Below are 12,703 nucleotides of genomic sequence, written 5' to 3' on the forward strand. Positions count from 1 at the left end.
AACAAAGCTGAAGAAAACAGCCAATTATTTTACTATTATCTCCCTTCAAACGGTCTTCTGTCAAGAAAGCAATCTTTGACCAATATGAAAAAGTGCCTTTTTATCGATTAGTTCTCTCCTACACTTGACCGCATCTACAAGAATTATATTATCAACTAAAGCTGAGCGGTATTCAGCTAGTCAGCAATGAACATCCAATAGACGAGTCCCCAAATAATGCTCAATACAACAAGAACAATAAATAATATCCAGTTTTTCATTCTCATTTTGTACATCCCTTTCTATTTGAAAGAGGAATTTAATTTTCATACACTTCTACTTTTTTCATTACATCTCCGTTTTTCATGCTCAACACAGTTTCCATGCCTGAAGTTACTTGGCCAAAAACAGTATGAACTCCATCCAAGTGAGGCTGAGGTTCATGAACGATAAAAAATTGACAAGAGCCTGTATCCCTGCCTGCGTGAGCCATAGAAATGGCGCCGGTTACATGTTTATGCGGATTGCCATCTGTTTCGCATTTGATCGTATATCCTGCATTACCAGTGCCGTTGCCATTCGGACATCCGCCTTGGCTTACAAACCCTGGAATAACGCGATGAAAAGTCAAACCGTCATAAAAGCCTGAATTCGCAAGTTTTTCAAAGTTCTTCACTGTATTTGGAGCTTCATTCGGAAAAAGCTCAAATTCAATTTTTTCTCCGTTTTCCATTAAAATGTAGCCTTTTTTGCTCATAAAACAGCTCCCTTTCATGAAAAAATTTTCTCTTTATTTTATCATAGAGTAAAACATAAAATACAGATGAAACGTTTTAGTATATATATACGTCTTAAATGGTTGAAAGTTTTTGCACTCTATATCATATATTCGAAGTCATGTTCGCTTAGGAGGTTAAGTGATGAAAAAAATCGTTTTATCCATATTACTTGCTATTGGATTGGCAACACCAACTACTAGTTTTGCTGATTCTGTTGTTGGAGATGTTATTGTCACGTTAGGCAGCGATTTAACGGAGCAGCAAAAGCAGGATCTCTTAAAGGAAATGGACGTACCAGATAACGTGCAAACGGTCACCGTGACAAACGAAGAGGAGCACAAATATTTAGGGGATTATATTCCGAAAGCGCAAATCGGTTCAAAAGCGATTTCTTCTTCCAAAATACAAATTGAGAAAAAGGGATCTGGTTTAGAAGTCCAAACAAACAACATAAACTGGGTCACGGATGAAATGTACTTAAATGCGCTCATGACAGCTGGTGTCAAAGATGCAAATGTTTATGTCACCGCGCCTTTTGAAGTTTCCGGAACAGCCGCTTTAACAGGGTTGATAAAAGCTTATGAAGTTTCGACTGATAAAGCGATCCCTGAAGACGTGAAACAGGTCGCCAACCAAGAGCTGGTGGAAACAGCAAAGCTTGGAGATAAGATTGGTGACGAAAATGCTTCGGCATTAATTGCAAAAGTAAAAGAACAGATGTCCGAAAACGGCGTTCCGAAAAATGACCAAGAGTTAAGAGAAATGATTGAACAAGCAGCAAAAGATTTGCAAATAAATCTTTCCGAAGATGATATAAACAATTTAATCCTCTTATTTAACAATATGATTAACGTCAATATCAATTGGGATGAAGTCGGAAACCAGCTTGACAAAGCAAAAGACAAAATTTCTAAATTTCTCGAATCCGAAGAAGGACAAAGCTTTTTGCAAAAATTGAAAGAATTCTTTTCTTCGATCATTGATGCCATCGCATCGTTTTTCCAATAATGAAAAAGGCGTCTTCAACTAATGTTGAGACGCCGTTTTTCGTTTACGGTTGACCGACTTCCGCTTTTAAAGGCAAATCGAGACTGACTAAATCCTCGTATGTTTCCCTTTTGACGACAAGTCTCGCTTCGCCGTTTTCAACAAATACAACAGCAGGCCGAGCGATCCGGTTATAATTATTTGCCATAGAATATCCGTAAGCTCCCGTGCAAAAAACAGCTAATATATCGCCTGCTTTTACGGTAGGAAGGGATAAATCCCAAATGAGCATGTCCCCGCTTTCGCAGCATTTTCCTGCAATCGATACAGTCTCAGAACATTCGTCATTCATCCGGTTGGCAAGAGCCCCCTCGTATTTTGCCTGGTACAAAGCAGGCCGGATGTTGTCGCTCATGCCTCCGTCCACCGCAACATATTTGCGTATGTTAGGGACGACCTTTTGAGATCCTATCGAGTACAAGGTTGTTCCTGCATCCCCGACGAGAGAGCGTCCTGGCTCAATCCATATTTCAGGGAGAGGAATTTGAAGCTTCTCAGAGTGTCCTTTCACAACTTCCACCATTTTTTCAACATATACATTCATTGGCAGAGGATCATCCTCTTTCGTATATCGAATTCCGAATCCTCCCCCTAAGTTTACAACTTTCGGAACAAACTGAAACTTCTCTTTCCAAATAGAAATTTTCCCAAAAATCTTTCCTGCTGCTAAAACAAATCCTTCAGTGCCAAAAATTTGCGAACCGATATGGCAATGGATTCCTAATAGCTGTAAATGCGATTGATTTTTTACAAGCTCAATCGCTTTTTCGATTTGACCATTATGAAGGTCGAATCCAAATTTCGAATCTTCCTGCCCGGTTGTAATGTAATCATGTGTATGTGCCTCGACGCCTGGTGTAACGCGAAGCAACACCGCAACTTTTTTATTCATTTGCTGGCAAAGAGAAGATAAAACATCAATTTCATAAAAATTATCAATCACAATGCAACCGATATTTGCCTCCAGAGCCATTGCAAGCTCGTCGATGCTTTTATTGTTTCCATGAAAATGAATTTTTTCCGGAGGAAATCCTGCTTTTAATGCCGTATACAGTTCACCGCCTGAAACGACATCAAGAGAAAGCCCTTCCTCATTTGCAAGCTGCACCATTGCAATGGAAGAAAAGGCTTTGCTTGCATAAGCAACTTGATATGGAACTCCTAATGATTCAAATGTATTTTTAAAAGAACGGGCTCGTTCGCGAATGAGTGCGACATCGTATACATATAACGGTGTCCCATACTGTTTGGCAAGTTCAACTGTATCGACACCGCCGATTTCTAAATGCCCTAACTGGTTGATTTTACTTGTTCCCTGTAAATACAAAGACTAGCCCCCGCTTTCGTGAACGTAAAAGTTAAAAATACATTACCATAAAACATTTTCTCTTTCAAATTTTTTTAAGGCTGCTTTTTTACGTTCTGCGGATGAACAATGCTTGGCCTTACTTTTATATGAGGCACCGACGACCTGACGATGATCTGCCAAAAGGCTTGAGGATTAAAAGGGATAAACGGCCATAAATAAGGCGTATTTAACGATCGAATGCTGGCAAGGAAAAGGATGAACAGTGTGCAGCCGATCACTAATCCGGGCACTTTAAAGATCACTACTAATAGCAGCAATACAAAACGAACGATTTTATTGGCTACGCTCAATTCATAGCTCGGGGTTGCAAAAGTACCGACCGCCGCAATGGAAACGTACAAAATAACTTCCGGCGAAAACAAACCGACATCGATGGCAATTTGTCCTATGAGAACTGCTGCAATTAAACCCATCGCCACTGAAAGAGCTGTCGGTGTATGAATGGCTGCCATTCTTAAAAGCTCAATCCCTATGTCAGCAAGAAAAATTTGAACAACAATCGGAATATTTTTTTCTTTGTTTGGTCCGATGTAAGATATAGCCTCCGGCAGTAAAGACGGCTGCACTACATACAGCATCCAAAGAGGAAGCAAATAAATAGAAGCTAGCATGCCAAAAAAGCGCACCCATCTGACAAACGTTCCGGCCGCTGGCGCCTGACGGTATTCTTCGGCGTGCTGAACATGGTGAAAAAAAGTAGTTGGCGTAATAATGACACTCGGGGACGTGTCAACAAGAATAATGACATGTCCTTCCAGCAAATGAACTGCAGCGACATCCGCTCTTTCCGTATAGCGGACAAGCGGAAACGGATTAAAGCCTTGCTTTACTAAAAATTCTTCAATTGTTTTATCTGCCATTGGAAGCCCGTCAATCTTTATCGTTTTTAACTCCTTTTTGATCACTTCAATTAATCCTGGATCCGCCACATCTTCCAAATACGCGATCGCAATGTCGGTTTTTGATCGCTCGCCGATTTTCATGATTTCATATCTCAGACGTTCGTCCCTTATTCTTCTCCGAATCAGTCCCGTGTTGACAACGATATTTTCCACAAAACCGTCACGTGCGCCGCGGATCACTTTTTCCGTATCCGGCTCTTCCGGCTGTCTTCCAGGATAGTTGCGGACATCGACAACAAAAGCAAAATCGCTGTCTTCGACAAAAAAAACGACTAAGCCTGACAACACTTGATCGACTGCTTCATCAAGCGTTTGAACCAATGTTACTTGCTGATGAACGAGACGGTTTTTGACAATTTCCTTTAAACGATTGGCTTCCGTTTCATGATCATTGATTTTCAAAAGCTCCTTGATCAGTTCGATGACATAAAGTGAATCGCAAAGTCCTGTCACATAATATAAATGCACTTGTTTTCCGAGAAGCATAAATTTGCGCACGCCTAAATCAAAGCTTGTTCCTAAGCCAATATGATCTCGAAAAAATTTTTCGGTATCTTGCAGCTTGGGAGAGATTTGACTTTTTTCTTGATCGGTTAATTTCGTCATGCTATCGAATCCTTTCTCTTCATCATTCATGTTCAGCTCACCTTTTCCCGCCTTTCTATCTCTGTCTTTCAAAAACTACTCCGTGAGCTATGGCCGGGATCGATTCGTTCAGCTTGATCATCGTTTTACTTAACAGAGCCCCGGTTGCCACCATCAATACTCGTTTTAAATTTCCTTTTTTCATTTCTTGGAATATGTGACCGTAAGTTACAACTGCTGAACAAGCACATCCGCTCCCGCCGGCAAATGCTCTTTGTGCTGGATGAAAAATTAACAGCCCGCAATCTGAATGGTTGCCTCGGATGTCGTACCCATCCTCAAGCAATAATTCCTTCAGCTTCGGACTGCCGACTCCCGAAAGATCGCCGGTAAGAATTAAATCGTAGTCAGAAGGAGTCCGATTTAAATCACGAAAGTGCTGCTTAATTGTATCTGCAGCTGCCGGCGCCATTGCGGACCCCATATCATAAGGGTTTTTCCTGCCAACATCGATCACCTTGCCGATCGTTGCAGCCGTTATGGCAATCTCACTTTCGTCTTTGCTGATTAATACAGCACCTGCCCCTGTTACGGTTGTCGTCGCTGTTTCTGGTTTTTGTCCGCCGAAATTCGTTGGATGCCGAAACTGCTTTTCAGCTGCGCCATAATGGCTGCTTGTGGCAGCGATAATTTTGTTCGCGAACCCCCCATCGATCAGCGCGCATGCCGCAGCGACTGTTTCCATTGAAGTCGAACAGGCCCCGTACATACATAACAGCGGAATATTGAGCATTCTAGCTGTATAGTTCGATGTAGCATTTTGGTTCAATAAATCCCCCGCCAAAAACAAATCAATATCCTCTTCCTTTAATTCAGCTTTTTTTAAACAGCGGCTGATCGCCTGCTCCATTAAATTCCGCTCGGCCAATTCCCAAGAAGGCGCACCGCAGTACATATCATCAAAATGAGCATCAAATGTTTCCTTAAGCGGTCCTTTCGCTTCCTTCGGCCCAACGACAGTTGCCGTTTTATTGACAAACAATTTATGTTGAAACACCCATGTTTGCTTTCCCGTTAACCGCATCATGCTATGTTTCCTCCGATCATATGACAAATTGCCTTTACAGACCAGCAAAATAAAGCCAATGAAACAAAGAGCCGCAAATTTTTCCTAAAACGATCGCCATCATCAACATAACGATTTTGTCATCAATGCCGATCCTTTTCGCTAATATCGGAAATACATTCAGCACTTCTGTTAATGCTGCTGCAAGCATTCCGACAAATATTCCGTAAAGGAGACCGATCGGGATAAACCAATAATGCGAAGCATGCAAATAGACGGGAGAGAGGCTGAACCAACCGCCGGACACGGCGCCAAGAATAACAGCCCATTCATACAAACGAATCCATTTTATTGTCTTCGTCAGCTGCATGAGTCTTGGAATGATTCCGAGAACAGATAAAAACGCAACAAATCCACACCCGACAGCCAAGCCCCCTGCAAACCCCGTAAACAAAAGCATGAACCATTTAATCATCATCATTTTTCACGCTTTCTTTGTTTTCGTTTATGGCGATGTATTGGTCGAGATCCATTTGATAATTAAAAATCTCGACTTCCAACGGACTCGGCTCTTCATTAAATTTCTTTTTAAAAACGTGATTAAAAAACAGAACCATTCCCAGCCCCAAACCGATGGAGTAGGGGATTTGCAAAATTAACGGCTTATCGATCTTATTGCCAGTGAAAAACTGATACAAATTGCGATGCATCCGCTGCATGCTGACATCTTCATGAAAGTTCATAATCGTTAAAGCCGATCCGACAAATAATAACAGCCATACAAGAAAAAAAAGGACGGGAGCAAATTTTTTTCGATGATTTTGAATTTCAACAATTGTTTGCGTCGGCCCAACAGGTTGGACATCAAGGGAAGGATCAATGGATTGGATTTTTTCTATGACGTTGATGACATCAATGACAACATATGTTTTATCTTTTGATTGAATTTGATGAATGATTTGATCCCCCATTTTGCTGATTAACGCTTCGTCTGCAATTATTTTCGCGATTTTGTTAAGCGTGATCCTTTCGTTCGGTTTTGCCTGAATACGATGCTTTAGACGCACATAAACCGTTTTATTCACGCCCTGTCACATCCTACTTTTTTCTAATAGTATGAAACGTTCGCCACTCCCTCATGCAAAATGATCAAGACCATTTATTTCCACAATCGAGTAGGAGGGAGCGATTAACTCCCGTCCTCTCACACCACCGTACGTACGGTTCCGTATACGGCGGTTCAATTAAGATAATTGACGCAAGTTTTCATAACTTCCGTGAATAGCTGTTCTCTTTATGCCAGTGGTCACTCCACCCTCCAAGAGGTCTCCCACGGGATTCACCGCTTCCTCCCTCAAGTGAGGTACTACGTTTTCTGTGTTCATCATGACTCACTGAATGCCAAGGGCTATTCTCTCTTAATTGTTCGGTCCTTCTTAGTTGTTCTAGACCAACTAATACTATGACCTCTGCTGACTTCTGACGGTTCAGCTACTTATCACTAAGTAGGTTATGAAGCGTACTTCACATATCCACCAGACCTCCCCGGGTAAGTACATGCACTTTCACACCATCTATCCGCCTCATTTACTCGATATGACCTTCGACAGAAAGAGCTTTGTTTTGTTTTGCAAACTCACTCAATCATACCTAGCCTTATATGAGGTTCGTGTTCCTCGGACCGGTGTTTTGCCTCCAGCTTCCTTCAGATTCCGCGTCACCACGGACACCCTTGCTCTTGGCTAACCTCTACTTCTGTCTTCGGGGTTCGGGACTTACACCCTATAGTTCATATACATGCCGGGCGCACAAAAAAAGACCAAAGAGCTATCCGCTCATTCGGTCTTTCATTTGCTTTAATATTTTCTTTTCCAGTCTGGACACCTGAACTTGTGAGATTCCTAACCGTTTTGCGACTTCCGACTGTGTTTGATCTTTATAATACCGCAAATAAACGATCAGCCGCTCCCGCTCGCCTAAATCGTTCATAGCATCTTTTAATGCTATTTGATCAAACCATTTTTGCTCATTTTGATCTGCAATTTGATCCAGCAATGTAATCGGATCGCCATCATTTTCATAAACCGTTTCATGGATGGAGGAAGGTGCACGTACAGCTTCTTGTGCAAGAACGATATCTTCAGGTGAAATATCTAAGTAGTCAGCGATCTCCCCTACTGTTGGCACCTTGCCAAGTGTTTTGGACAGTTCCTCTCTAGCCCGTCTAATTTTATTTCCGAGCTCTTTTAATGAACGGCTCACTTTTACTGTTCCGTCATCCCGGATGAATCGTTGAATTTCTCCTATAATCATCGGAACAGCATAAGTGGAAAATTTAACATCATACGACAAATCAAACTTATCGACCGATTTCACTAAGCCAATGCAGCCGATTTGAAATAGATCATCCGCCTCATAGCCTCGGTTTAAAAATCGCTGCACAACTGACCAAACGAGCCGCATGTTTTTTTGGATAAGCAAATCGCGGGCTGCCTGATCGCCTTGCTGGCTTCTTTTAATCAAATCCCTGACTTCCTGATCCTTCAATTGTCCATTCGAATGTTCGTTCTTGACCTCCACATCCATAAGCTAATCTCCTTAATTACATAAAGCTTTGCTTTTTGTAAGATGTTTTGTTAATCGAATGATTGTGCCTTTATTTTTTTCCGATTCTATTTTCACTTCATCCATAAAATTTTCCATGATGGTAAATCCCATTCCTGAACGCTCCAGCTCAGGCTTTGTTGTAAAAAGCGGCTGTCTAGCTTCTTCAATGTTGTCAATTCCTACCCCTTCATCTCGAATCGTCAAATGAACGATATGGTCCTCTAGCGTGCAGGAAATATACACAATACCGTCAGGATTATTTTCATAACCGTGAATGATCGCATTTGTCACAGCTTCGGAAACTACTGTTTTGATTTCGGTTAGTTCATCGATCGTCGGATCCAGCTGTGCGATAAAGGAAGCTACAGCTACTCTTGCAAATGATTCATTTTGACTTACAGCGGAAAATTGAAGCTTCATTTCGTTTTTCATGACGCCACCCCCAACGTTTGCAAAGCCGCTTTCTCTGTCTCGGCCAGATGAATAATTTTAAATAAACCTGACATGTCAAAAAGACGCTTTACACTCGGGGAGATGGCGCAAACAATCATTTCACCGCCGAGATGTTTTATTTGCTTATAACGCCCGAGAATCACTCCAAGTCCGGAGCTATCCATAAAAGTTAATTGTTCTAAATTTAATAAAATATGTTGAATAGAGTTATTTTCGATGGCATCATTGACTTTTTGCCGAAGTTCCTCTGCTGTATGGTGGTCGAGCTCCCCTGACAGACGTATCAATAACACGTTTTCTTTTACTTCAAGGTCAACCGCTAGACTCAAGATCATATTCCTCCTTCAACTATAATATTGAATCTTTCGAGTTGACCTTTCATATTTCCTGCCTGAAGACAAAACTAGTGGAATTTCGCCAAAAATATCATTTTTCGGCCTTCGTCCATTCGCCTAGAACCCTTTTGAACAGCTTCCACCAGCTCGCAACGCGAACATCTTGTTTAGCCACAAGCTTGCTTTCAGCAAAAACCTTTCCATTCTTTTTCAGCACGAGGGTTCCAAGCTCATCTCCTTTTTTCACTGGCGCTACTAGGTGGTTTTTAAACATAATTTCTTGTTTAATATCATCAATGCTTTCGCCCTTTTTGGTTATAATGGAAACAGGCTCCGAAGTAATCAGCTGTACATCTTTATCGCTTCCTTTGCTCAGTTTTGCTTTTGTCACCACTTCGTTTCGTTTAAACAGAGGATGGGTTTCATACTGGGAAAAGGCATAGTCTAACAGCTTCGTGATTTGAGCATTTCGATCTTTTGGCGTTTTGGCTCCAAATACAACGGCAATCACCCGCATATTCCCTTTTTTGGCTGTTGCCGTTAAACAGTATTTCGCTTCGTTTGTATAACCTGTTTTTACACCGTCAACTCCGTCGTAAAATTTCACAAGCCGATTTGTATTGACCAACCAAAATTTTTTGTCTGTTCCTTCTCGTAAATAATCCTCATATGTTCCCGTAAATTTCGTAATTTCTTCATATTTTAATAGCTCTTTGGCAATAACCGCCATGTCCTTTGCCGACGAATAATGTCCTTTTGCAGGTAATCCGGTCGAATTTTTAAAATGCGTATTTTTCAGTCCGAGCTCTTTCGCTTTTTGATTCATCATGGATACAAACTGTTCTTCTGATCCTGCAATTCTCTCCGCCATCGCGACAGACGCATCATTGCCGGAAGCAATCGCAATTCCTTTTAATAAATCTTCCACTGTCATTTCTTCCCCAGGTTCCAAAAAGATTTGCGATCCCCCCATGGATGCTGCATATTCGCTCGCTCTTACTTTTTCATCCATTTGAATCTTTCCTTTATCAAGAGCTTCCATAATAAGAAGAAGCGTCATGATTTTCGTCATACTGGCGGGCGGCAGCGGTGTATCTGAATTTTCTTCATATAGTACTTGACCTGTATCCCGCTCAATCAATATAGCCGATTTCACTCCATCTACTAGTTTGACATTTTTTTCTTCTGCCCACGCAGCCGTTGAAACCCCAAAAAAAAGAACAAATGTTGCCATGACAGACAGTAGTAATTGTTTCATCTCCACATCCTCCATTCCTCATATGTAACTGCAATCTAATCTAATGAAATGTAAAAGACTCTAAAAATGAAATGAGAATGAATTTTTACTGGTAAAATTATCTGTATAAAACCCATTTTTTCCAATTATTAAAAAGTTATACAAAAAAAGAATCGGGATTACCCGATTCTTTTTTTCTTTCCTAATTTGTTATTGTTTCATAAATAAGGACAGGCTTTTTTGTTTTGTTTTTCGAAATTTTAATGCTGTAGTATAAAGTTTGTTTTACCTTTTCAATATCTTGTTGATTGCTGTAAATTGTAACGAATGTTTCTCCCTTTTTTACGTAATCGCCTATTTTTTTATGGAGGATGAGGCCGACTCCCAAATCAATTGCAGCATCTTTCGTCGCTCTTCCGGCACCAAGCCACATGGCGGCAGTCCCGACTGCATCAGCTGCAATTTCGTTTACATAGCCTTCTTCTTTCGCCTTTAATTCGAATGTATACGAAGAATGCGGCAATTTTGATGGATCGTCCACAATTGAAGCATCTCCCCCTTGGGCAGAGACAAATGTTTTAAAAGTCTCTAAAGCTTTTCCTGAAGCAATGGATTGCTCGAGCAGTTTACGCGCTTTTTCTAAACTGTCTGCTTTTTCCGCCATATACACCATATAGCTGCCAAGCGTTAAACATAGTTCAGTTAAATCTTCAGGACCTTCACCTTTTAATGTATCAATCGCTTCTTGGACTTCAAGAGCGTTTCCGATGGCAAACCCTAACGGCTGACTCATATCGGAGATCACGGCAATCGTTTTTTTGCCGACGTTTTCCCCTATTTTCACCATCGCTTTTGCCAGTTTTTTTGATTCTTCTATATTTTTCATAAAAGCGCCCGATCCGGTTTTAACATCTAAAACAATGGCATCCGCTCCGGCAGCGATTTTTTTGCTCATGATGGAGCTGGCAATAAGAGGAATACTGTTAACCGTCGCTGTCACATCTCTTAATGCGTACAGTTTTTTATCAGCGGGAGTTAAATTCCCCGTTTGTCCAACGACTGCAATTTTATTTTGATTGACTAAACGGACAAACTGTCGATTGTCTATTTCAACATGAAACCCCGGGATCGATTCTAGTTTATCAATCGTTCCGCCGGTATGGCCAAGACCTCTTCCGCTCATCTTGGCAACAGGAACACCAGCTGAAGCCACAAGCGGCGCAAGCACCAACGTAGTTTTATCGCCAACTCCTCCGGTCGAATGCTTATCCACTTTTATTCCTTTAATTTCACTAAGATCGATCTTTTCTCCAGAATCAACCATCGCCATTGTGAGCTCCGCCATTTCCTCTTCCGTCATCCCTCTAAAAAAAACGGCCATGGCGAAAGCGCTCATTTGATAGTCCGGAATCTCCCCGGCCGTATATCCTTCAATGATATAACGGATTTCTTTTTTTGTGAGCGCTTTCCCATCCCGCTTCTTCTCTATTAAATCGACCATTCGCATGCAAATCACCTTTTTCTACATTTTGGCTACGATGGATTTTACTAGCGCTATAAAATCAGCCCGAACCATTTCCGCCGTTTTCATGACTTCTTCATGCGTCAAAGGCTGTTTTAAAATACCAGCCGCCATGTTCGTAATACATGAAATGCCAAGCACTTTCATTTTGACTTGATTCGCCACAATCACTTCTGGAACTGTTGACATGCCAACTGCGTCTCCCCCGATCGCTCTTAACATCCGTATTTCAGCCGGCGTTTCATAGGACGGTCCAGTATTGGCAACATAAACCCCCTCTTTTATTTCGATGCCAAGCTCTTTCGCTGCTTCTTTTGCCAGCTGGATTAGTCTGCTATCGTACGCTTCCGACATATCGGGAAAACGGTCGCCAAGCTCAGGGCTATGTTCGCCAATTAAAGGGTTTTGTCCCATGTTGTTAATATGATCGGTAATCAGCATTAAATCACCTGGCTGATATGACTGATTGATCCCTCCGGCTGCATTTGTCACAATTAAGGAATGAATACCCAGCGCCTTCATGACTCGCACAGGAAATGTCACTTGTTTTACACTATACCCTTCGTAAAAATGGAATCTGCCTTGCATGATCGCTACTGTTTTTCCATTTAGCTCCCCAATTACGAATTGGCCTTTATGCCCTTCAACAGTGGAAACCGGAAAATAAGGAATGCCGCTGTATGGAATGGTTACAGCATCCTCCACTTCTTCAGCGAGAACTCCTAAACCTGATCCTAGAACGAGACCGATCTCTGGAGTTTGTTTGCATTTATCTTTTAAAAATTGAGAGGCCCTTTCAACTTCTTCCACAATTGACATTGA

The 12,703-nt window shown here is 41.5% G+C and carries 13 protein-coding genes; 1 reads left to right on the forward strand and 12 read right to left on the reverse strand.

Going from position 1 to position 12,703, the window contains the following annotated elements; all coding sequences use genetic code 11:
- Positions 1-298: 298 nt before the first annotated feature.
- Positions 299-736, reverse strand: a complete 438-nt coding sequence (locus tag NSQ41_RS12300; RefSeq protein ID WP_063388640.1) for a peptidylprolyl isomerase — start codon at positions 734-736, stop codon at positions 299-301.
- A gap of 163 nt (positions 737-899) precedes the next feature.
- On the opposite strand from NSQ41_RS12300, the gene NSQ41_RS12305 reads away from it, so the two are divergent.
- Positions 900-1,766 carry a DUF1002 domain-containing protein gene (locus NSQ41_RS12305; protein ID WP_094246160.1) on the forward strand — a complete coding sequence of 289 codons (867 nt, stop codon included), beginning with the start codon at positions 900-902 and terminating at the stop codon, positions 1,764-1,766.
- A 43-nt stretch (positions 1,767-1,809) separates the two neighbouring features.
- On the opposite strand, the gene lysA is transcribed toward NSQ41_RS12305, so the two are convergent.
- From lysA to NSQ41_RS12360, 11 genes are all read right to left on the reverse strand, one after another.
- Entirely contained in the window at positions 1,810-3,132 is a 1,323-nt protein-coding gene (gene lysA, locus NSQ41_RS12310; RefSeq protein WP_066247674.1) for a diaminopimelate decarboxylase, read from the reverse strand.
- Positions 3,133-3,206: 74 nt separating this feature from the next.
- Entirely contained in the window at positions 3,207-4,682 is a 1,476-nt protein-coding gene (locus tag NSQ41_RS12315; RefSeq protein WP_327855896.1) for a spore germination protein, read from the reverse strand.
- Positions 4,683-4,737: 55 nt separating this feature from the next.
- The gene (gene spoVAD, locus NSQ41_RS12320; RefSeq protein WP_063388662.1) at positions 4,738-5,745 is read right to left on the reverse strand and encodes a stage V sporulation protein AD; all 1,008 of its coding nucleotides are present in this window, start codon (positions 5,743-5,745) and stop codon (positions 4,738-4,740) included.
- A 37-nt stretch (positions 5,746-5,782) separates the two neighbouring features.
- Positions 5,783-6,208, reverse strand: a complete 426-nt coding sequence (locus NSQ41_RS12325; protein WP_094246162.1) for a stage V sporulation protein AB — start codon at positions 6,206-6,208, stop codon at positions 5,783-5,785.
- Positions 6,195-6,812, reverse strand: coding sequence for a stage V sporulation protein AA (locus NSQ41_RS12330; protein ID WP_063388643.1), 618 nt, complete (start codon positions 6,810-6,812; stop codon positions 6,195-6,197). Before NSQ41_RS12330 ends, NSQ41_RS12325 begins: the two co-directional genes overlap by 14 nt.
- Before the next feature lie 742 nt (positions 6,813-7,554).
- Positions 7,555-8,313, reverse strand: a complete 759-nt coding sequence (gene sigF, locus NSQ41_RS12335) for an RNA polymerase sporulation sigma factor SigF (protein ID WP_063388329.1) — start codon at positions 8,311-8,313, stop codon at positions 7,555-7,557.
- 12 nt (positions 8,314-8,325) lie between these two features.
- Positions 8,326-8,766, reverse strand: coding sequence for an anti-sigma F factor (gene spoIIAB / locus NSQ41_RS12340; protein ID WP_063388330.1), 441 nt, complete (start codon positions 8,764-8,766; stop codon positions 8,326-8,328).
- Positions 8,763-9,116 carry an anti-sigma F factor antagonist gene (spoIIAA, locus tag NSQ41_RS12345; RefSeq protein WP_063388331.1) on the reverse strand — a complete coding sequence of 118 codons (354 nt, stop codon included), beginning with the start codon at positions 9,114-9,116 and terminating at the stop codon, positions 8,763-8,765. The genes spoIIAB and spoIIAA overlap by 4 nt, the downstream gene beginning before the upstream one ends.
- Positions 9,117-9,213: 97 nt before the next feature.
- Entirely contained in the window at positions 9,214-10,380 is a 1,167-nt protein-coding gene (locus NSQ41_RS12350; protein WP_063388332.1) for a D-alanyl-D-alanine carboxypeptidase family protein, read from the reverse strand.
- A 181-nt stretch (positions 10,381-10,561) separates the two neighbouring features.
- A complete protein-coding gene (locus tag NSQ41_RS12355; RefSeq protein WP_339210028.1) occupies positions 10,562-11,866 on the reverse strand; it encodes a pyrimidine-nucleoside phosphorylase in 1,305 nt (434 codons plus the stop codon).
- Between the two features lie 15 nt (positions 11,867-11,881).
- The gene (locus NSQ41_RS12360; RefSeq protein WP_339196768.1) at positions 11,882-12,700 is read right to left on the reverse strand and encodes a purine-nucleoside phosphorylase; all 819 of its coding nucleotides are present in this window, start codon (positions 12,698-12,700) and stop codon (positions 11,882-11,884) included.
- Between the last annotated feature and the right edge of the window lie 3 nt (positions 12,701-12,703).

The sequence above is a fragment of the Aeribacillus sp. FSL K6-8210 genome, from assembly GCF_037963925.1.
Classification (GTDB): Bacteria; Bacillota; Bacilli; order Bacillales; family Aeribacillaceae; genus Aeribacillus; species Aeribacillus composti.